The organism is Ruegeria atlantica (assembly GCF_013032005.1).
GTDB classification, from domain to species: domain Bacteria; phylum Pseudomonadota; class Alphaproteobacteria; order Rhodobacterales; family Rhodobacteraceae; genus Ruegeria; species Ruegeria atlantica_A.
Map to the genome: position 1 here is coordinate 81,154 of NZ_WQBE01000006.1, position 20,255 is coordinate 101,408.

Below are 20,255 nucleotides of genomic sequence, written 5' to 3' on the forward strand. Positions count from 1 at the left end.
TTTAACACGTAATGTTCAACCACACAGCCCATGTCTTGAGTGTATAGAGTGGCAAGTGACCCTCTCCGCCCTACCTAACATCCTGATATTCTGACAGGGAGATCGAAAATGACCATCAAATTGACTCGCCGCGCGGCCCTAGGAGCCGCAGCAGCATTGCCATTCGCATCCGCCGCCGCCCCGGTTTTGGCCGCCGGGACCGAGACCAAGGCCAATTCAACCATCGCCAAATCCTTTAAGTTGGGCGACTTCACCGTCACCACATTGTTGGACGGTAGCCTGCCCCGTGACGGCGCCAAGGATATCTTTGGCGGCGGCGCTTCGGACGAGGATTTCGCCAAGGTCTCAGCCGACAACTTCATCTCGCCCGAGGTGGCGCAGTTCTTTTTTACCCCAACACTGGTCAATACCGGGTCTGAGCTGGTTCTGTTCGACACTGGCCTAGGTCAGGGCGGCATTCAGGCCGCGCTGGCGGATGCGGGCGTGACGCCAGATCAGATCAATACCGTTGTGATCACCCATATGCATCCCGACCATATCGGCGGCATGACCACGAACGACTCGCCGACCTTCCCGAATGCGCGTTATGTCACTGCATCGCCTGAATATGATTTCTGGGCCGCGCAAGACGCAGGCAACCGCGTTGGCGATCTGGTCGCAGCCAAAGTGACACCGCTGGCCGAAAAGATGACCTTTGTCGAAGACGGGGGCGAGGTCGCGTCGGGCATCACCGCAGTCGCAGCCTATGGGCATACTCCGGGTCACACGGTTTACCACTTGGAAAGCAACGGGCAACGTCTGGTGCTGACCGCTGATTTGGCCAATCACTATGTCTGGTCTTTTGCCCACCCGGAATGGGAGGTGCGCTTTGACATGGACAAGGCGGCAGCCACTGCATCCCGGCGCAATGTGCTGGGCATGCTGGCCGCCGACAAGGTGCCTATGATCGGCTATCACATGCCGTTCCCGGCGGCCGGCTTTGTCGAAACGCGCGGTGACGGGTTCCGCTTTGTCCCCGTCAGCTATCAGATGATGGGCTAAGCCCTAGTATCCAGGGTCCGGCCGCACTATTGAGCCATCCGTGAAACGGGACAGGCGAAAAGCGGCCGGATCGACGCAAGGCGTGGTTTCGGCGACCAGGTCAGCCATCAGACGACCTGCTGCGGGGCCAATACCAAACCCGTGACCGGAAAAACCGGTTGCAATATACATTCCCGCCATCTCATCCACCCCCGAGATTACCGGCACCGCATCCGGTGTTACATCGATCATGCCCGCCCAGCTTTGTACAATCTCGGCCTGTTCAAGCGCCGGAAACGCATCGCGTGCTTTGGCCCATGCCTTGCGCAACACTTTTGACGACGGCTCGGGGTCCAGCACACGGCATTTTTCGAACGGCGTCACATCGGTTGGCAGCCAGGTCTGATCCTGCTGCGCCTCGGTGCGCCAGCGGCCCGACAATCGAAAGCGCAAAGACCGCCATTCCTGTTTAAAGGCAGGCAGGAACTGTCGACCCAGACGAAAGCTATCGGGCACGATATCAACCGTATTCTCACGACCGGACGCGATGCTATAGCCGCCATCGGCACGCTTTCGCATTGCGAATTCATCCGCCCAAAGCGCTGTTTCAGGACCCTCGACAGGTGACGTGCGCAGAACCGTGTTCTGTACCTTCAGTTGCGGCAGATCAATCCCGGCATTCCCGGCAAACAGACGTGACCACGCGCCACCGGCCAGAACCACATAATTACATGCCACCCGACCACGCTCGGTGAACACACCAGAAACGCGGCCATCCCTAAGATCGACACTGCGCACTGCGCAATTGGTCATCAGCACCGCCCCACGGTCCCGCGCCGCCTCGGCGATGGCGGGTGCGGCCCATTGCGGCTCGGCCCGACCGTCCTGCGGCATAAAAAGGGCGCAATCAAAATCCGCTGCAGTATCAGGCAGCATCGCGTCCAACTCACCCCCGGCCACCAATCTGGCACCGGTTTGCAACCCGTCGACATGGCGTAGCCAGCGTTCCAGATTTCCGCTGCTGCGTTTGCCCGAGGCGCCAAACAGGATGCCTGCACGGGTATAACCTGTCTTGCGGCCGGTCCGCTGATCCAGCCCTTGCCACAGGTGCAGCGCCTCGACCATCAACGGGATTTCCCGCGGGTCGCGCATACCCAGACGCACCCATCCCCAGTTGCGCGAGCTTTGCTCGCCCGCGATCTGCCCCTTTTCACACAGCAGCACCGAAGCACCGCGTTCAGACAGTTCCAACGCGGTGGACGCGCCGATTATGCCGCCGCCAATGACAACGACATCCACGGTTTTGGGCAAGTGCAAATCAGGTTCGACGGGGGTTGGCTTGGGGCCGGGCATCAACTGCTCTTATTTCGTGGCTCGAACCGCCATGAAGGCCCAGAGCGAGCGCACAGGCAACGTGCCTTGTGCCGCAGGGGTGATGATTTTCAAAAGCTGTGGCGAACACGCCAATAGGCGCGAGAATTCACGCGCCATTCCGCCCGGATTCACCTGGAAATTAAGCCGCGCCGCGCAACTCTGCCAATTTCTGGCGCAGGGTCGCCCCCAACCCGCTGTCTTTCGTCTCGACCTCTTCATCCATCTCGGCCTGTTGAGGCAGTTCAGGAAAGACGGCCGGCGCTTTTGTAGATTTTACCTCAGGCTCGGGGTCTTCGGACTCATCCTCGCGAAGAAGATCCGCGATGGCAGAATCCAACTTAGCTTCGTCCAGAACCCGCGCCTCGGACTCCATTGATTTGAACCTCAACGGCGGGTGAAGCGGTTTGTCATATCCCTCATACATAATAACACCAAATCGTTAACTCAGACATCCAACACCAAGTGCGCCACAATTCGATACTTTCGAAATAAGGTCACACCGCCCCAGATGGGGCGTGAATTAAGCTAAAATGTGGCAAAAAAATGTCTCAATTTCAAGCCATCTATTCCAAGAGAGGCTGGAAAATTAGAGTGTTATCGGAATATTTGAAACAATGCTCACCTCTCTGGACAAACTAGCCTAGCGAAGGAGACAATCATTTATTCCTTAATTGGTTCCAGAGCAGTTCAGCCTTTGTCCCGCCAGCGATTCACAATCGGATAGCGGCGATCCAGCCAAAAGGCCCGATGCGTCAAGCGGGTTCCAGGGGCGGACTGAAAGCGTTTGTATTCGCTAATATAGATCAGATGCTCGACCCGCCGCGCATCAGCTTCGTCAAATCCGGCAGCGACACAATCGGCGATCGAGCCCTCACGATCGACCAGAATATCCAGAATGGCATCCAAAACCGGATAGTCGGGCAGGCTGTCGCTGTCCTTTTGGTCCTCACGCAGTTCGGCACTGGGCGGTTTGTCTATGACCGAAGGGCGGATCACCACACCTGCGGGCCCCATCATCCAGTCGCGGTGGTTTGCATTGCGCCAGCGGCAGGTCTCGAACACACGGGTTTTGTACAAATCCTTGATCGGGTTATAGCCGCCGTTCATGTCGCCGTAGATGGTGGCATATCCCACCGCGACCTCGGATTTGTTGCCTGTGGTCAGAAGCATCTCACCAAACTTGTTCGAGATCGCCATCAACAGCAAACCGCGCAAGCGGGATTGGATGTTCTCTTCGGTCAAATCCGCATCACGCCCAGTAAACAGCGGGGCCAAGGTCTCGATCACGGCCGCCCTGCTGTCCGAGATCGGCACATAGTCATAGTGAACGCCCAACGCCTTGGCGACGGCTTCGGCATCGTCCAACGACGCCTGACTGGTGTATTCCGAAGGCAGCATCACACAGCGAACATTCTCAGCGCCAATTGCATCCACTGCGATAGCCGCGACCAAGGCAGAATCAACGCCGCCTGACAAACCCAGCAGCGCTTTTTTGAACCCGGTCTTGCCCATATAGTCGCGCAAGGATTGCACCATGGTGCGATAGTCCTGCTCCCATTCGTCGGGCTGCGGCACGATTTCAGCGGGCACGATGCGCCAGCCATCATCGCCACGCTCCAGATCGATCTGCGTCACGGCCTCGTCAAAGACAGGCATCCGAAACGCCAGCTCTCCGCCCGGGTTCAGGCCAAACGTGGCTCCGTCGAATACCTGATCGTCCTGACCGCCAACCATGTTCAGATAGATCAGCGGCAGGCCAGTCTCGACCACGCGGGCCACCATATGGTTCAGGCGCACGTCGTATTTGTTGCGGAAATACGGCGAACCATTGGGGATCAGCAGAAACTCGGCCCCGGTTTCCTCAAGCGTTTCGGCCACGTCCGGATGCCAGCTGTCTTCGCAGATCGGGCTGCCGATGCGGGTGTTGCCAACCGCATAAGGCCCGCCCAAAGGCCCGGCATCGTACAGGCGAACTTCGTCGAATACGGTTTCATTGGGCAAATGATGTTTCAACGACTTGCTGCTGATCCGCCCGTTCTTGAGGATCAGGTAAGCGTTAAAAAGATTGCCATCTTCTGCCCAAGGTCCGCCAATCGCCACCGCAGGGCCATCGGCGCATTGTTTGGCTAGATCCACGACCGCCGCCATCGCCGCCCGGTGGAACGCAGGCTTCATCACCAGGTCCTGCGTGTTGTAGCCGGTGATGAACATCTCGGGGAACGCCACCAGATCGGCCCCGGCCTCGCGCCCCTGCTTCCACGCGGCCAACGCCTTGGCAGCGTTACCGTCGATATCCCCCACAGTGGGATTGAGTTGCGCCAGAGTGATACGGAAACGGTCGGCCATTGTGCCCTCTTGCCCTCGTCAGTCTTACAGCCATTTAGCAGATCATTGCGCAAGTAAAAGGCAAATGCGGCAAAACCCGTTGCTCTGCCCCCACCGGTACCTTAGTTTTGCGCAAAAGGATGAACACTGGGCAGGCAGGACAGATTATGAACGCTTTTCGCATTTCCATTGCCGCATCAGCAATCGCTCTGATCGCTGCTGGCGCCGCCGCGCAGAACGGTCAGGTAATCACCACGGACGATGAAGTTGGCGGCGTCTATGAAGGCACGTTCGAAAACGGCCTGCGCCACGGGACCGGCACGTATCGCCTGCCTAACGGGTTCGAATATAGCGGCGAATGGGCCGAGGGTGAGATTCAGGGCAAAGGGATTGCCCGTTATGTCAACGGCTCGATCTACGAAGGCATGTTTGTCAAAGGGCAACCCGAAGGGCGCGGCAAGATCATCTATGCCGACGGCGGCAGCTATGATGGTGAATGGGCCGACGGGTCGCTCAATGGCGCTGGCATCGCGATCTATGCCAATGGCGCGCGCTACGAGGGCAATTTCAAAAACGCGCGTTATCACGGCAAGGGCGTGATGACGGACCCCAGCGGCTTTAGCTATGACGGGGACTGGGTTGATGGTGTCAAACAGGGCAGTGGCAAGATTACCTATGCCGAAGGCGGTATCTACGAGGGCGAAATCAAGGATGGTCAGCGCCACGGTCAAGGCAGCCTGACCCTGCCCGACGGGATGACTTACGTCGGCGATTGGGTCGAAGACCGCATAACAGGCTCCGGGCGCATGACCCTTGTCAACGGTGACGTCTACGAAGGCGAACTGATCGAGGGTCGGCGGCAAGGCAAGGGCAAGATGATTTATGCCAATGGCGACGTCTACGAAGGCGACTATGCCAACGATCTGCGCCATGGTCAGGGGGCCTATACCGGCACTGACGGATTTGCATACACCGGCGAATGGACCGACGGGCTGCTTGAGGGTTTAGGTGAGATGACCTATCCGGATGGCTCGGTCCATGTCGGCGACTTCAAGGCTGATTTGGCCGAGGGCAAGGGCCTGATCACCTACCCCGACGGCTCGACCTATGACGGCGATTGGATCGCTGGCGTGATTGAAGGTCAGGGTATTTCCACCTATCCCAACGGCACGGTCTACAAAGGACAGTTCAAAAACGCCAAACCGAGTGGCAAGGGCATTCTGACTTCTGCTGACGGGTCCAGCTATGACGGGGATTGGGCCGATGGTCTGCGTCAGGGCAAGGGCTTGTCCACGTACCCCGATGGCACCACCTATTCCGGCGAGTTCAACGCAGGCAAACGCCACGGGCAAGGTGAAATCGTCATGGCCAATGGGTTCAGCTATTCTGGCCAATGGACCGAAGGCAAGATCACCGGTGACGGGATCGCCACATACCCAAGCGGCGATGTTTACGAGGGCAGCTTTGTCGACGCCAAACGGCACGGCAACGGCACAGTGCGCTATGCCAACGGCGAAGAGGAAACCGGCGTTTGGGAAAACGGTGCATTGGCGACATCGAACAGTGCGACCCCTGAGGCAGATGCCACGGACTCAACTGATTCGGACGGCTGAACCTTCACCACGGCACGGGTTTGCCGGCCCAATCGAAAAACCCTCCAGTTTCGGCTGGGGTTAAATGCGCCATCACGGTCAACAGGTTCTCGGCGGCTTCATCCGGTGCAACAGCGGGATGACGTCCCAGGTATTTTCGGGTGAATTCAGTTTTCACGGTGCCGGGATGCAGGGCAACGCAGATCGCTTGCTGGTGGGTACGATGCAGTTCGATCGCCCCCGTATGTACGATCTGGTTCACCGCGGCTTTTGCTGCGCGATAGCTGACCCAACCGCCCAGCCTATTGTCCCCGATGGACCCAACGCGTGCCGATAGCACAGCAAAAATCGCCCGGCGATCCCGCGGCAGCAGGCGTGATGCATGACCCAGAATCAGCGCAGGTCCGACAGCGTTCAACGTATAGTGGTCCATCATTGTCTGTGCTGTGACCGCACGCAGTGTCTTTTCCGGTGCCGCCCCGTTGATCTCTAACGCGCCCGAGGCGACGAGGATCAAATCGAAGGGGCCGGGCAACTTGCCCAATACGCTCTCAATACCGGCGGGATCGGTTAAATCAAACCCATCCGTAGACCGCGACAAGGTGGTCACCGCCACGCCCTGCCCCCTCAGGCGGTGACATACCGCCTGACCGATTCCTCCTGACGCGCCTATGATCAACGCTGTTTTCATCACTAACCACCTAGACGTCCTGATACGCGGATCAATACGCCACTCTTGAAAGAAACCCCTGCAACAGCAGTTAAGCGCAAATGGGTCTTTTCATTCTGGGCAGGCTCTGTATAAATTCCGCCCCATGATCAACCGCGCAGATATCCCATTTGCCGACACCGCCCTGCGCGGTGCGTCTCTGCGTGGCCTACTGATCCTAATCCGCCTCTGAGCGTGCCATCCGGCGCGCCCGCTCAGAGGAGGACGCCCGCGCGCCATAGGCTTTAGGACAGAAGAAGAAAGAGAATCCCATGACCAACGTGACCGACCAAGACCGCGTCTTGATCTTTGACACCACTTTGCGCGACGGCGAGCAAAGCCCCGGCGCAACCATGACCCATGACGAAAAGCTGGAAATCGCAGAACTGCTGGATGAAATGGGCGTCGACATCATCGAGGCCGGTTTCCCCATCGCGTCCGAGGGCGATTTCAAAGCGGTATCCGAGATCGCCGAGCGATCCAAAAACAGCCGCATCTGCGGCCTGGCGCGCGCCAATTTCGCGGATATCGACCGCTGTTGGGAAGCCGTCAAGCACGCCGGAAAGAACCGAATTCACACGTTTATAGGCACTTCACCACTGCACCGCGCCATTCCGAACCTGACACAGGACGAAATGGCCGAGAAAATCCACGAGACTGTCAGCCACGCGCGCAACCTGTGTGAAAACGTGCAATGGTCGCCGATGGATGCAACGCGGACCGAGTGGGACTATCTGTGCCGCGTGATCGAGATTGCGATCAAGGCCGGCGCCACGACGATCAACATCCCAGACACTGTGGGCTATACGGCCCCGATGGAATCGGCTGACCTGATCAAGCGCCTGATCGAGACGGTGCCGGGTGCAGATGAGGTGGTATTTGCCACCCACTGCCACAACGATCTTGGCATGGCGACGGCGAACTCGCTGGCCGCTGTCGCGGGCGGGGCACGTCAGATTGAATGCACGATCAATGGCCTTGGCGAACGCGCAGGCAACACGGCGTTGGAAGAGGTCGTTATGGCGCTGCGCACCCGCAACGACATTATGCCGTGGAACACCGGCATTGATACGACCAAGATCATGCATATCTCTCGCCGCGTTGCGACGGTGTCGGGCTTCAACGTGCAGTTCAACAAGGCCATCGTTGGCAAGAACGCCTTTGCCCATGAAAGCGGTATCCACCAGGATGGCATGCTGAAGAACCGCGAAAACTTTGAGATCATGCGCCCCGAAGATATCGGCCTCTCGGGCACGTCCTTGCCTTTGGGAAAACACTCGGGCCGTGCGGCGTTGCGCGACAAGCTAGAAACGCTGGGCTATGAGGTTGGTGACAACCAGCTCAAGGATATCTTCGTGCGGTTCAAGGATTTGGCTGACCGCAAGAAAGAGGTGTTTGACGACGATCTTATTGCACTGATGACGCTGGATGACGAAGACGATCATCTGCAATTGGTGTCGATGAAGGTGACCTGCGGCACTGGCGGACAGGCGGAGTCGACGGTCGAGTTGGAAGTGGACGGCAAGGATACGATCGCAACCGAACACGGCGACGGCCCGGTGGATGCGACCTTCAAGGCAATCCGCGCGATCTTTCCGAACAAAGCCCATCTTCAGCTTTATCAGGTGCATGCAGTAACAGCGGGCACCGATGCCCAGGCCACGGTGTCAGTCCGTCTGGAAGAAGACGGCATGATCGCAACGGGTCAATCGGCCAACACGGATACGGTTGTGGCTTCGGCCAAAGCCTATCTTCACGCCTTGAACCGCCTGATCGTACGCCGTGAAAAAACCGGCCCCGGTGCCGACGCACGCGAGATCAGCTACAAAGACCTGACCTAGGGGCAATGGCTCCCGCACCCGCGGCGGCCCGGCTTCGCCGAACCTTCTTGGGTTTTGGGCCCGGCAGCGCGCCAAAGGCGCGCTGCCGGGCCCAACTCGGTTGGCTGCATCTTTGATGCGGGCAAGCGAGGCGGGAGCATTCTGGAATTGACTGTAGACTGTGTTCAGAGCGCCTTGAACAACTTGGTCAACCGGGCGGCTTCGTTTTCCAGACCGAATGGTGCATTGACGATAAACATACCTGAACCGACCATGCGGTGCCCTTCTCGCACCGGGTCAAACCGAACCTCGTGGCAAAACGCCTTGGGTAGATTCTGCGCCTTCAGCGCCGAAACCATGGCCCGGTGACGGTCATCCGATAGAAGCGGATACCACAGGGCAATGACGCCAACATTCCACTTGCGATGCAGTTTGGCGATGATGCCGGGCAGACGATCATATTCCGATTTCACCTCGTAGCTTGGGTCGATCAGCAACATCCCTCGCCGCGGCGTCGGCGGCAGCAGGGATTGCGCCAGTTCGTACCCGTCCTGTTGGTACACTTTGGCTCCATAGGGTGACATCGCCATAGCCAAAGCCGCGTGTTCCTGCGGGTGTAGCTCCGCAAAGTGCAAACTGTCCTGATCGCGCAGCAAACTGGCCGCGATCATCGGAGAACCGGGATAGGCCACGCTCCCCTGTCGCTGCTGAACCGCCGCAATTGCCCGGCTCAGTGGATGATCCGCATCGAACCAGTCGGCCTTTTGGGCTCGCCCGATACCCGCCGCCGCCTCGCCCGTGCGCAGTGCCTCAACCGCATCCAGCTTATACAGCCCCCGTCCAGAGTGGGTTTCAAGGTATGTCAGCGGCTTGTCTTTGCGGGTCAAATAATTCAGCACCCATGCCAATAATGCGTGCTTTTGCACATCAGCCAGATTCCCGGCGTGGTAAATGTGTTGATAAGAGAGCATATTGCCTTCTAAAGTCCCTCTCAATAAGGCGGAAAGGTGCTGATTGTCGCGGAATCAGCCCTTTAACCGGGCGTATTGGCACCCTATAAGTCATCCGTCCCGGAACCGTCGAGTCGCGGGCAGTAGAAAACCGACATACAGGATCAGGGGAATCATGGGGATCTTTGGCAATCTAGGCGGCCTGTTCACAGCGGACATGGCCATCGACCTTGGGACAGCGAACACGCTGGTTTATGTCAAAGGACGCGGCGTGATCCTGTCGGAACCGTCCGTTGTCGCCTACCACGTGAAAGACGGTGTGAAAAAAGTGCTGGCCGTGGGCGAGGATGCCAAGCTGATGTTGGGCCGGACGCCGGGTTCGATTGAAGCCATCCGCCCGATGCGTGAAGGCGTCATTGCCGATTTCGACACCGCCGAAGAGATGATCAAACATTTCATCCGCAAGGTGCATAAGCGCTCGACCTTTTCGAAACCCAAAATCATCGTCTGCGTTCCACACGGCGCAACTCCGGTTGAAAAGCGTGCGATCCGTCAGTCGGTTCTGTCCGCAGGTGCGCGTCGCGCCGGATTGATTGCGGAACCTATTGCTGCCGCGATCGGTGCTGGCATGCCAATTACTGACCCGACCGGCAACATGGTCGTTGATATCGGTGGCGGCACCACCGAGGTGGCCGTTCTGTCGCTGGGCGACATCGTCTATGCCCGTTCAGTCCGTGTGGGTGGAGACCGGATGGATGAAGCCATCATCTCGTATCTGCGCCGCCAGCAGAACCTGCTGGTGGGTGAATCGACCGCCGAGCGGATCAAGACCACCATTGGCACCGCCCGTATGCCCGATGACGGCCGCGGTCAGTCGATGCATATCCGTGGCCGCGACCTGCTGAACGGCGTGCCGAAGGAAATCGAAATCAGCCAGGCGCAAGTGGCCGAGGCATTGTCGGAGCCAGTTCAGGCGATCTGCGAAGCCGTCATGACCGCGCTGGAAACCACTCCGCCCGATCTGGCTGCGGACATCGTGGACCGAGGCGTCATGCTGACCGGAGGTGGCGCGCTGCTTGGCGATCTGGATCTGGCCCTGCGCGAACAAACCGGGCTGGCCGTGTCGATTGCAGATGAAAGCCTGAATTGTGTGGCTTTGGGCACCGGCAAGGCGTTGGAATATGAAAAACAGCTGCGCCACGCGATTGACTACGAAAGCTAAGGCGCGCACCCTTTAAGGGACAACACTCGGGCAAGAGCAGCACGGGAAGGTAACCTGTGGCAAAGGACCGATCACAGCGCGACGAATACACCACCCCCCTGCGCCGTCTGCTGTTGGGGATTGTGGTGCTGTGCCTGCTTGCCATCTTTCTGGTCTGGCGGATCGACAGTCCGCGCGTGGAACGGTTCCGCGCGCAGGTCGTGGACCGGGTGGTGCCCTCGATGGAGTGGGCAATGGTCCCGGTCACCGCCGTGGTCAACCTGGCCCGCGATTTCCAAAGTTACCAACGCCTGAGCGAACAGAACCAGGAGCTGCGCAGCGAGCTGCGCCTGATGCGCGCCTGGAAAGAAGCAGCACTTCAGCTTGAACAGGAAAACGCCCGGCTGTTGGATTTGAACAACGTGCGTCTCGATCCCCGTCTGACCTATATCACCGGGGTCGTGATGGCCGATAGCGGGTCACCCTTCCGGCAGTCGGTTCTGCTGAATGTGGGGGAGCGCGACGGTATCACCGATGGCTGGGCCACAATGGATGGGATTGGTGTGGTCGGGCGCATTTCCGGCGTGGGGCCGGACACGGCACGGGTGATCCTGATGACTGATGCCTCCAGCGCGATCCCTGCCACAATCCAGCCCTCTGGCCAGACCGCCCTGATCACCGGCGACAACACATCCGCACCGGCGGTCGAGTTTCTGGAGAACCGAGAGCTGGTCCGCCCCGGCGACCGGGTCGTAACTTCGGGCGATGGTGGCGTGTTTCCCGGCGGTTTGCTGATCGGTCAGATCACTGCTGATCCCGGCGGTCGCCTGCGGGTGCGCCTGTCAGCAGATTTTGAACGGCTCGAATTTCTGCGGGTGCTGCGCTATCAATCAGCGCCCCAGATCCGCGATACGGGTGATATCGTCGGTCCACGAAACCCCAAGGCCGCCCTGACCCCGTCCGAGGTCGGCGATGGATAACGCAACCTCACAGCTTTGGTCCAAGCGTGGGCTGTATCTTATACTGGCCGCCCTTGTGCTATTTCTGCACTTGCTGCCACTGGACACGAAACCGGACCGCTGGCCATTTCCCGACTTTTTGATCGCACTGACTTTTGCCTGGGTACTGAGGCGGCCCGAATATGTACCGACCCTGCTGATCGCCTTCGTCATGCTGATGGCTGATCTGTTGTTACAACGCCCGCCCGGCTTGTTGGCCGCGCTCGTAGTGTTGGGCTCGGCTTATCTGCGCTCGGCTGCATTTGGAATGCGGGATTCAGGTTTTGTTAGCGAATGGTCCACCGTTGCGGTGGCGATCACGGTAGTTTTCATGCTGAACCGTGTCATTCTTGCTATTGTGTCTGTACAACAAGCGGCATTGGGGCCTGTAGTGATACAAGTGGTTCTGACAATTGCGGTTTATCCTTTGATCGTTCTGCTTAGCCAGAACGCGCTTGGCGTGCGGCGCGCAACCGTGGCCAATACCAATGCCGTAGGGACACGGGGATGAAACAGCGCAAACCCAAAGCCCCGGGCCTTGCCTATAAACGCCTGCCTCGTCGAGCATTGCTTTTGGGTGGGCTACAAACCGCCTTCATCGGCGGGCTCGCCGCCCGGATGCGCTATATGCAGGTGGATCAGGCCGATGAATACCGCCTGCTGGCCGAGGAAAACCGGATCAATATCCGCCTGATCCCGCCAACCCGTGGACGGATCTACGACCGGAACGGCGAGATCATCGGCCAGAACTCGCCCTCATACCGTATCGTCATGGTGCGCGAAGATGCCGGTGACGTCGATCAGGTTATCGCCAAGCTTTCAGAGCTGATCCCCCTGACGGCAGATGAGATTGAACGCGCCAAGACCGAAATGCGCCGCTCGGCCCCGTTCCTGCCGGTCACGCTGGCCGATCAGGTCACGTGGGAGGATATCTCGAAGGTTGCCGTCAACGCACCCGCCCTGCCCGGTGTGATCCCCGAAGTGGGACAGACAAGGCAGTACCCGCGCTATGAGGATTTTGCCCATGTGGTCGGCTATGTCGGCCCGGTCAGCGATTATGACCTGAGCCAGATCGAAGACCCAGAGCCGGTCCTACGAATTCCGCGGTTCCAGATCGGCAAGGTCGGGCTAGAGGCCAAGCAAGAGATTGCCCTGCGCGGCAAAGCCGGGGCGAAACGGGTCGAGGTCAACGCCACCGGCCGCGTGATGCGTGAACTGGACCGGCAAGAAGGTGAGACCGGGGCCGACTTGCAGCTTTCTGTCGATGCGGATCTACAGCAATACGCGCAAGCACGTCTGGCCGGGGAAAGTGCCGCCGCCGTGGTGATCGATTGCGAAACCGGCGATATCCGTGCCATCAGTTCAGCCCCCAGTTTTGATCCGAATCTGTTCGTGCGCGGTATCTCGGTCGCAGACTATCGGACGCTGACACAGGACAATTACCGCCCGCTGGCCAACAAGACGGTTCAGGGCACCTATCCGCCGGGCTCGACCTTCAAGATGATCACCGCCATGGCCGCGCTTGAGGCCGGGGTGATCGGGCCATCGAACACAGTCTATTGTCCCGGCCACCTAAAGGTGGGCAGCCGCCGCTTCCACTGCTGGAAACGCGGCGGGCACGGCACGGTTGATTTGGAAACCTCGCTGAAACGCAGCTGCGACGTCTATTATTATGACGTGGCTCTGCGCACCGGTATCGACAAGATTTCGGAAATGGCGCGCATTTTTGGTCTGGGCGTAAAGCACGACATACCGATGTCTGCCGTCGCCGCCGGGTTGGCACCTAACCAGGCGTGGAAGCAGCGTGTTCATGGCGAGGAATGGCTGGTCGGCGACACGGCGAATGCCTCGATCGGTCAAGGCTTTATGCTGGCCTCACCGCTGCAATTGGCAGTCATGACGGCGCGGATTGCAACCGGTCGCGCGGTGTCGCCGCGGCTGGTACGCTCGGTGAACGGGATTGAACAACCTTCCGGCGCGGGAGAACCGCTGGCGGTGAACCGCAATAATCTGGAACAGGTGCGTCATGCCATGTTCACGGTCTCGAACAACCGGCGCGGCACCGCCTATCGCAGCCGTATCATCGCGGATGAATTCCGCATGGCCGGTAAAACCGGCACCAGCCAGGTGCGCAACATCACCAAGGCGGAGCGCGCAGCCGGTGTGATCCGCAACGAAGACCTGCCATGGGAACGCCGCGACCACGCGCTGTTCGTCAGCTTTGCACCCTATGACAATCCGAAATTCGCCGTGGCCGTGGTGGTGGAACATGGCGGCGGTGGCTCCAAGGCAGCGGCCCCGGTCGCACGGGACATCATGTTGCAAGCGCTGTACAACGGCACACCGCCGCTCGAGGCCTATCCGGCTGGCGATCGCGACCGCATCAAGGAACAGCAAAAACGGCTTGAGGGCGATCGCCGCCCCAAAGCGCGTCCGACCGAGAAGGACCGCGCATGAGCTATCTTGAATATGCCGTCAAATCCACACCGTCGGGGTTCCGCAAATTCCTGTATATGAACTGGCCACTGACCCTGTTGCTGATCAGCACAGCAAGTGCCGGATTCCTGATGCTGTATTCGGTTGCGGGTGGATCGTGGATGCCCTGGGCGGAACCGCAGATGGAACGCTTTGGGCTGGGTCTGACAGCGATGTTCATCATCGCGCTGGTACCGATCTGGTTCTGGCGAAACATGTCTGTCGTGGCCTATCTCGGGTCAATCGTATTGCTTGTTTTCGTTGAGCTTTTTGGCACCATCGGCATGGGCGCGCAGCGCTGGATCGACCTGGGATTCATGCGACTGCAGCCGTCCGAGGTTATGAAAGTTGCGCTGGTTATGGTTTTGGCCGCCTATTACGACTGGCTACCGTCTCATAAAACGTCACGCCCGCTGTGGGTGCTGATCCCGGTGGCGTTGATCCTGATCCCCACGTTCATGGTTCTGAAACAGCCCGATCTGGGCACCTCAATCCTGCTGTTGGCGGCAGGTGGCGGGCTGATGTTTTTGGCTGGAGTCCACTGGGCCTATTTCGCCGCCGTCATCGCCGCTGTGGTCGGCCTGATTGCCACCGTGTTCAACAGCCGCGGGACCGAGTGGCAGTTGCTCAAGGATTATCAGTTCCGACGGATCGACACGTTTCTGGACCCGTCTACCGATCCGCTGGGCGCAGGGTATCACATCACCCAGTCCAAGATCGCTTTGGGATCGGGGGGATGGAACGGGCGCGGGTTCATGCAGGGTACGCAGTCGCGTCTGAACTTTTTACCCGAAAAACACACCGACTTCATCTTTACCACGCTGGCCGAAGAGTTCGGCTTTGTCGGTGGCATCACCCTACTGACTCTGTATGGCCTGATCCTGGTGTTCTGCCTAATCACCGCGCTCTCGACAAAAGATCGATTCTCATCACTGGTGACGCTGGGCATCGCACTGAATTTCTTCCTGTTCTTTGCTGTCAACATGTCGATGGTGATGGGCCTTGCCCCGGTGGTGGGAGTGCCGTTGCCGATGGTCAGCTATGGCGGTTCCGCCATGCTGGTTCTGATGGCCGCCTTCGGCATCGTCCAAAGCGCCCATATCCACCGCCCCCGCTGATCCGAGAGGCCCCTTATGCCCGTGAACGTCCTGTTTTCCGCGCGCCCAGCGCAATGGCCGATCTATAAGCCTCTATTGACCAAAGGCCTGACCGAAGCCGGGGTAGACTTTCACCTGGCAACCGAGTTTGAGCCGGATCAAGTCGACTATATTGTCTATGCCCCAAGCGGTGGGTTACTGGATTTCACCCCATACACCCGGCTGAAGGCCGTGCTTAGCCTGTGGGCCGGGGTAGAAAAAATCGCGGGGAATGCGACCCTGACCGTGCCGCTGGCGCGGATGGTGGATCATGGCCTGACACAAGGCATGACCGAATGGGTGGTGGGCCACGTGCTGCGCCATCACCTCGGCATGGATCGACACATCACCGTGCAGGATGGTGTCTGGACCCCTGCACCGCCCCCGCTGGCAACCGGACGTCAGGTCTGTGTTCTGGGCCTTGGCGCGTTGGGCGAGGCCGCGGCGCGTGCGCTGGCGGCGCTGAAATTCGATGTCACCGGCTGGAGCCGTACAGCCAAGGATATTCCCGGTATTACCTGCCTGCATGGTCCCGATGGGCTGCGCACAGCCTTGTCGCGGGCCGAGATCGTGGTTTTGCTGTTGCCTGACACTCCCGCCACCGTGAGTATATTGAACGCCGACACTCTGGCCCTGCTGCCAAAGGGTGCTTGCATTATCAATCCCGGTCGGGGCCCGTTGATCGACGACGATGCCCTGCTGGCGGCACTGAATGCGGGTCAGGTTGGCCACGCGACGCTGGACGTGTTTCGGGTTGAGCCCCTGCCTGCAGATCACCCCTATTGGGCGCATCCGAATGTGACGGTGACCCCGCATATCGCCTCGGAAACCCGGCCCGAAACAGCAGCGCAGGTGATCTGCGAGAACATCCGTCGGGGTGAGGAAGGTGAACCCTTCCTGCACCTCGTTGACCGGTCTCTGGGGTACTAAGCCGCGATCAGACCGCGCCCTTTCAGCAAGGCCTCAACCCCCGGCAACCGACCCCGAAAGGCGAGGTACAGCTCTTCGGCCTCGCGTGAGCCGCCTGTGGACAGGATGTTTTCTTCCAACGCTTTAGCGCGTTCCGGGTCAAAGGCCCCTCCGGCCTCTTCAAACGCGGCAAAGGCATCGGCGTCCATGACCTCGGACCACATATAGCTGTAATAGCCCGCGCTATAGCCATCGCCCGCAAAGACATGCGCGAAATGTGGGGTGGCGTGGCGCATCCCAATGGCTTGCGGCATGCCGATCTGGGACAAAACCTCAGCCTGTTTCGCCATCGGATCAGCCGGGGCATCGCCATCGTGGAACGCCAGATCGACCAGCGCCGAGGCGACATATTCCACCGTCTGAAACCCCTGATCGAAATTGGCGGCCTTGAGCACTTTTTCCAGCATCTCCTGTGGCATCGCTTCGCCGGTTTCGGCGTGGGTGGCAAATTCGGCCAGAACCTCGGGCACTTCCAGCCAGTGTTCATATAGCTGGCTGGGCAACTCTACAAAGTCCCGCGCCACGCTGGTGCCCGAAATGCTTTCATAGGTCACATCGGACAGCATCTGATGCAGCGCGTGACCGAACTCGTGGAATAGGGTCCGGGCATCGTCGTAAGACAACAACGCAGGATCGCCCTTGGCAAAGTTGCAGACGTTGATCACGACCGGCGCCTGCACTTTGGGGAACTTGGCCTGCGACCGCATCGCACTGCACCACGCCCCTGACCGTTTAGACCCCCGTGCGAAGTAGTCGCCTATGAAAACGGCTATATGTTGCCCGTTGCGCGTGACTTCCCACGCGCGGCAATCGGAGTGATAAAGCGGCACATCCAACGGTGCGAATTCAAGCCCGAACAGGCGGTTTGCGCAGGCAAAGGCAGCCTCGATCATCCGATCCAACTGCAGGTAAGGCTTCAACGCGGCCTCATCCAGATCATGCTCGGCCTTGCGGCGTTTCTCGGCATAATAGCGCCAATCCCACGCTTCCAGCGGGCCGTTGACGCCGTCCTCCTGCATCATCTGCGTCAGGATTTCAGCATCGGCATCGGCGCGTGACTTGGCGGGGCCCCAAACTTGCATCAGCAGTTCGCGCACCTTGTCAGGCGTGCGGGCCATTTCAGATTCCAGCTTGAAATCGGCGAAACTGTCAAAGCCCAGCAGTTTGGCGCGTTCTTCGCGCAGTTGCAGGATTTCAGCTGAGATATTGCGATTGTCGGTCTCACCGCCATTGGCACCACGCGCCGCCCAGGCCCGATAGGCCTTTTCCCGCAGGTCGCGCCGGGGCGAGAATTGCAAGAACGGCACAATCAGTGAGCGCGACAGGGTGACCACCGGACCCTTTGCTCCCTTTTCCTGCCCCGCAGCGCGGGCGGTATCCACCACGAATGCAGGCAACCCCTCAAGATCGTTTTCGGAAAGCTCCATGTACCAATCACGTTCGTCGGCCAGAAGGTTTTGCGTGAAAGACGTTCCCAACGAGGCCAGCCGTGCCTTGATGTCCTGCATCCGGGCGTCCTGTTCGCCCTCAAGCGCCCCACCCGCACGGACAAAACCGCGATGGGTCAGCATGAGAACGCGGGCCTGTTCATCCGTCAGGTTCAGATCCTCCTTGCGAGACCACAGATCGGCCAACCGTTGAAAAAGAGCCTTATTCGAAGAAATACCCGAGAAATGCGCCGCAAGTTTGGGCGAGAAGTCTCGTTGCAGTTCCTCTCGTGCCGGGTTGCTGTCTGCCCCTGCGACCGTAAAAAAGACCGACAACACCTTGTCCATCTGCTCTCCAGCAGCTTCCAGCGCTTCGACCGTATTGGCAAAGGTGGGCGCATCGGGGTTATCGGCAATCGCGTCGATCTCGGCGTTATGCGCCTGCATGGCCTGCTCGAGCGCGGGGGCGAAATCGTCGTCTGAGATTGCGTTGAACGGAGCGATTTCAAACGGCGTGGTCCAGTTGGACAGGATCGGGTTGGTCATGCAAATCTCCTTTGCTGGTCAAGCTAGGGAGGCGGGCTGGAATGGTCCAGAGGTGGCGTATCAAATTCCGCGACAATCCAGTTTCGCGCGCCAGAAACAGGGCGCGGTTTCAGGGGCTCCCGCCCCCGCAGCGCGCATCAAAGATGCGCCTTGGCGGCGTTGGGCCGGACCGCGCGCTGACGCGCGCGGCGGTTGCATCTAGTTTTCGGAACCTGCGCAAATGGGGCAATCTTCCCGGCGTGATAGGGTGATTTTGCGACTTTCACCAAATAGCGCGTCGTAGATCAGCATCTCACAGCGCAGGGCTTGCCCCGCCCCAGTGATTACCTTGATCGCCTCGACCGCCATCATCGAGCCTACCACGCCGGGCAACGGGCCAATCACACCAGCCTCGGCGCAGGAGGGGGCCAGACCGGGGGCCGGAGCCTGGGGGAAGATACATTGATAGCAGGGCGCACCATTGGCCGGGTCGAAGACGCTGAGCTGGCCTTCCCATTGTGACAGCGCGCCCGAGATCAGCGGCTTGCCCAGCGCGACAGCAGTGCGGTTTGCCAAATAACGGGTGTCAAAGTTATCGGTGCCATCAAGGATCAGGTCAAAATCGGCAAACAGTTCAGTGGCGATTTCATCCGTCAGGCGGCGGTGATAGGGCAGAACAACCACATTGGGGTTCTGCGCCAGCATCGCCTGTTGGGCCGAAAAGACCTTGGGCATGCCGATATCTGCGTCGCGATGGATAACCTGCCGTTGCAGATTGGCGTTTTCAACCTCGTCATCATCAATCACGCCGATAGTCCCCACCCCCGCGGCAGCCAGATATTGCAACGCAGGTGCCCCAAGACCGCCAGCACCGATGACCAGAACCCGCGCCTGTTTCATCTTTTTCTGTCCCGGCCCGCCCAGCTCACGCAGGACGATATGGCGGGCATAGCGCTCAAGTTCGGTCTCAGAAAACTGGTCGGATGGCATTGCGGGCTCCTTGGCTGAGGCTGGCGCGGCGCGGTTTCGCAACGCTTTCAGAACACGTCCGTAAACCAGTACCAGCAGCACCGTACCCGCCAGTATCAGCCACATCGCCGCAGAACCGCCGGTCGCCTGACGCAAGGGATGCCCATCAGGCAGCAGCAATTGAGCCGTAATCACACCCAGAAGCAGCACGGCCACCGAAGTCGTGCGGGCCGTTCGCGATACACCAGCCAGATAGCCGATGCCCCACAGACCAGCCGCTAAAATCCCGACCAGAAGCATCAGCCGCGCCCGGTCGAGCCGAAACCACCCGCCCCGCGCGCCGTGTCGCTGAGCATATCAACCGCTTCGAACGCAGCTTGCACGACCGGGGCTACGACCAGTTGCGCGATACGTTCGCCATGAGTGATCTCGAACGCCTCTTGACCTGCGTTCAGGACGATCACACCCAATGGGCCGCGATAGTCGCTGTCGATCGTACCGGGCGTATTGGGCAGAGTGATCCCGTGTTTCAGCGCCAGACCCGAACGGGGGCGCACCTGAACTTCGAACCCCTGCGGAATTTCGATCCTTAGACCAGTGGGCACCAGGGCGCGTTGGCCCGGTTCAAGCGTGATTGACGCACCGCCAGGCAGGTTTGCCCGCACATCCGCACCAGCCGCCCCCGCGGTTTCATAAGACGGCAAGGGTACTGAGGGGTCAGCGCCCTGTTCGCGGATCACACGAATTGCAACCATCACTGTTCCT

17 protein-coding genes are annotated in these 20,255 nt (G+C 59.4%); 9 read left to right on the forward strand and 8 right to left on the reverse strand.

Annotation, left to right across the window (positions count from 1 at the left end):
- The first annotated feature begins 108 nt into the window (after window positions 1-108).
- Window positions 109-1,041 carry an MBL fold metallo-hydrolase gene (locus GOX21_RS12775; RefSeq protein ID WP_170377672.1) on the forward strand — a complete coding sequence of 311 codons (933 nt, stop codon included), beginning with the start codon at window positions 109-111 and terminating at the stop codon, window positions 1,039-1,041.
- A 3-nt stretch (window positions 1,042-1,044) separates the two neighbouring features.
- On the opposite strand, the gene GOX21_RS12780 is transcribed toward GOX21_RS12775, so the two are convergent.
- From GOX21_RS12780 to GOX21_RS12790, 3 genes are all read right to left on the reverse strand, one after another.
- Window positions 1,045-2,373, reverse strand: a complete 1,329-nt coding sequence (locus GOX21_RS12780; RefSeq protein ID WP_170377674.1) for an NAD(P)/FAD-dependent oxidoreductase — start codon at window positions 2,371-2,373, stop codon at window positions 1,045-1,047.
- Window positions 2,374-2,533: 160 nt separating this feature from the next.
- Complete coding sequence (locus tag GOX21_RS12785; protein WP_170377676.1) at window positions 2,534-2,767, reverse strand: hypothetical protein; 234 nt, start codon at window positions 2,765-2,767, stop codon at window positions 2,534-2,536.
- Window positions 2,768-3,081: 314 nt separating this feature from the next.
- Complete coding sequence (locus GOX21_RS12790; protein WP_170377677.1) at window positions 3,082-4,740, reverse strand: NAD+ synthase; 1,659 nt, start codon at window positions 4,738-4,740, stop codon at window positions 3,082-3,084.
- Window positions 4,741-4,886: 146 nt separating this feature from the next.
- Between GOX21_RS12790 and GOX21_RS12795 the strand changes: the two genes are divergently transcribed.
- Window positions 4,887-6,332 carry an MORN repeat-containing protein gene (locus tag GOX21_RS12795; RefSeq protein WP_170377678.1) on the forward strand — a complete coding sequence of 482 codons (1,446 nt, stop codon included), beginning with the start codon at window positions 4,887-4,889 and terminating at the stop codon, window positions 6,330-6,332.
- 4 nt (window positions 6,333-6,336) lie between these two features.
- Here GOX21_RS12795 and GOX21_RS12800 read toward each other — a convergent pair whose 3' ends face one another.
- Window positions 6,337-7,002 (reverse strand): SDR family NAD(P)-dependent oxidoreductase, encoded by a 666-nt coding sequence (locus GOX21_RS12800; RefSeq protein WP_170377679.1) that lies wholly within the window; start codon window positions 7,000-7,002, stop codon window positions 6,337-6,339.
- A 290-nt stretch (window positions 7,003-7,292) separates the two neighbouring features.
- On the opposite strand from GOX21_RS12800, the gene GOX21_RS12805 reads away from it, so the two are divergent.
- Window positions 7,293-8,861: a 2-isopropylmalate synthase gene (locus tag GOX21_RS12805; protein WP_170377680.1), complete on the forward strand. Its 1,569-nt coding sequence runs from the start codon at window positions 7,293-7,295 to the stop codon at window positions 8,859-8,861.
- 164 nt (window positions 8,862-9,025) lie between these two features.
- Here GOX21_RS12805 and GOX21_RS12810 read toward each other — a convergent pair whose 3' ends face one another.
- Window positions 9,026-9,811, reverse strand: a complete 786-nt coding sequence (locus GOX21_RS12810; protein ID WP_170377681.1) for a 23S rRNA (adenine(2030)-N(6))-methyltransferase RlmJ — start codon at window positions 9,809-9,811, stop codon at window positions 9,026-9,028.
- 154 nt (window positions 9,812-9,965) lie between these two features.
- Between GOX21_RS12810 and GOX21_RS12815 the strand changes: the two genes are divergently transcribed.
- From GOX21_RS12815 to GOX21_RS12840, 6 genes are read left to right on the forward strand one after another with little or no spacing between them, the layout of a single operon-like run.
- Window positions 9,966-11,012: a rod shape-determining protein gene (locus GOX21_RS12815; protein ID WP_008756832.1), complete on the forward strand. Its 1,047-nt coding sequence runs from the start codon at window positions 9,966-9,968 to the stop codon at window positions 11,010-11,012.
- Window positions 11,013-11,068: 56 nt separating this feature from the next.
- Window positions 11,069-11,971: a rod shape-determining protein MreC gene (gene mreC / locus GOX21_RS12820; RefSeq protein WP_170377682.1), complete on the forward strand. Its 903-nt coding sequence runs from the start codon at window positions 11,069-11,071 to the stop codon at window positions 11,969-11,971.
- Entirely contained in the window at window positions 11,964-12,500 is a 537-nt protein-coding gene (locus GOX21_RS12825) for a rod shape-determining protein MreD (protein ID WP_170377683.1), read from the forward strand. Before mreC ends, GOX21_RS12825 begins: the two co-directional genes overlap by 8 nt.
- Window positions 12,497-14,446: a penicillin-binding protein 2 gene (mrdA, locus tag GOX21_RS12830; protein WP_170377684.1), complete on the forward strand. Its 1,950-nt coding sequence runs from the start codon at window positions 12,497-12,499 to the stop codon at window positions 14,444-14,446. Before GOX21_RS12825 ends, mrdA begins: the two co-directional genes overlap by 4 nt.
- Entirely contained in the window at window positions 14,443-15,582 is a 1,140-nt protein-coding gene (rodA, locus tag GOX21_RS12835; protein ID WP_170350566.1) for a rod shape-determining protein RodA, read from the forward strand. Before mrdA ends, rodA begins: the two co-directional genes overlap by 4 nt.
- Window positions 15,583-15,597: 15 nt before the next feature.
- A complete protein-coding gene (locus GOX21_RS12840) occupies window positions 15,598-16,530 on the forward strand; it encodes a 2-hydroxyacid dehydrogenase (protein ID WP_170350567.1) in 933 nt (310 codons plus the stop codon).
- Here GOX21_RS12840 and GOX21_RS12845 read toward each other — a convergent pair.
- The 3 genes from GOX21_RS12845 to dut form a co-directional block, all read right to left on the reverse strand.
- Window positions 16,527-18,542, reverse strand: coding sequence for a M3 family metallopeptidase (locus tag GOX21_RS12845; protein WP_170377686.1), 2,016 nt, complete (start codon window positions 18,540-18,542; stop codon window positions 16,527-16,529). The genes GOX21_RS12840 and GOX21_RS12845 overlap by 4 nt on opposite strands.
- 198 nt (window positions 18,543-18,740) lie before the next feature.
- Window positions 18,741-19,790, reverse strand: coding sequence for a HesA/MoeB/ThiF family protein (locus GOX21_RS12850; RefSeq protein ID WP_170377688.1), 1,050 nt, complete (start codon window positions 19,788-19,790; stop codon window positions 18,741-18,743).
- Window positions 19,790-20,245, reverse strand: coding sequence for a dUTP diphosphatase (dut, locus tag GOX21_RS12855; RefSeq protein WP_170350570.1), 456 nt, complete (start codon window positions 20,243-20,245; stop codon window positions 19,790-19,792). Before dut ends, GOX21_RS12850 begins: the two co-directional genes overlap by 1 nt.
- Window positions 20,246-20,255 lie beyond the last annotated feature (10 nt).

Excerpts from the sequence above, each read along its gene's own strand:
- GOX21_RS12840 (WP_170350567.1), top strand. The coding sequence starts at position 15,598 with ATGCCCGTGAACGTCCTGTTTTCCGCGCGCCCAGCGCAATGGCCGATC.
- GOX21_RS12815 (WP_008756832.1), top strand. The coding sequence starts at position 9,966 with ATGGGGATCTTTGGCAATCTAGGCGGCCTGTTCACAGCGGACATGGCC.
- GOX21_RS12810 (WP_170377681.1), bottom strand. The coding sequence starts at position 9,811 with ATGCTCTCTTATCAACACATTTACCACGCCGGGAATCTGGCTGATGTG.
- GOX21_RS12795 (WP_170377678.1), top strand. The coding sequence starts at position 4,887 with ATGAACGCTTTTCGCATTTCCATTGCCGCATCAGCAATCGCTCTGATC.
- dut (WP_170350570.1), bottom strand. The coding sequence starts at position 20,245 with ATGGTTGCAATTCGTGTGATCCGCGAACAGGGCGCTGACCCCTCAGTA.
- GOX21_RS12790 (WP_170377677.1), bottom strand. The coding sequence starts at position 4,740 with ATGGCCGACCGTTTCCGTATCACTCTGGCGCAACTCAATCCCACTGTG.
- GOX21_RS12800 (WP_170377679.1), bottom strand. The coding sequence starts at position 7,002 with ATGAAAACAGCGTTGATCATAGGCGCGTCAGGAGGAATCGGTCAGGCG.
- GOX21_RS12780 (WP_170377674.1), bottom strand. The coding sequence starts at position 2,373 with ATGCCCGGCCCCAAGCCAACCCCCGTCGAACCTGATTTGCACTTGCCC.
- rodA (WP_170350566.1), top strand. The coding sequence starts at position 14,443 with ATGAGCTATCTTGAATATGCCGTCAAATCCACACCGTCGGGGTTCCGC.
- mrdA (WP_170377684.1), top strand. The coding sequence starts at position 12,497 with ATGAAACAGCGCAAACCCAAAGCCCCGGGCCTTGCCTATAAACGCCTG.
- GOX21_RS12845 (WP_170377686.1), bottom strand. The coding sequence starts at position 18,542 with ATGACCAACCCGATCCTGTCCAACTGGACCACGCCGTTTGAAATCGCT.
- GOX21_RS12805 (WP_170377680.1), top strand. The coding sequence starts at position 7,293 with ATGACCAACGTGACCGACCAAGACCGCGTCTTGATCTTTGACACCACT.
- GOX21_RS12850 (WP_170377688.1), bottom strand. The coding sequence starts at position 19,790 with ATGCTTCTGGTCGGGATTTTAGCGGCTGGTCTGTGGGGCATCGGCTAT.
- GOX21_RS12785 (WP_170377676.1), bottom strand. The coding sequence starts at position 2,767 with ATGGAGTCCGAGGCGCGGGTTCTGGACGAAGCTAAGTTGGATTCTGCC.
- GOX21_RS12825 (WP_170377683.1), top strand. The coding sequence starts at position 11,964 with ATGGATAACGCAACCTCACAGCTTTGGTCCAAGCGTGGGCTGTATCTT.
- GOX21_RS12775 (WP_170377672.1), top strand. The coding sequence starts at position 109 with ATGACCATCAAATTGACTCGCCGCGCGGCCCTAGGAGCCGCAGCAGCA.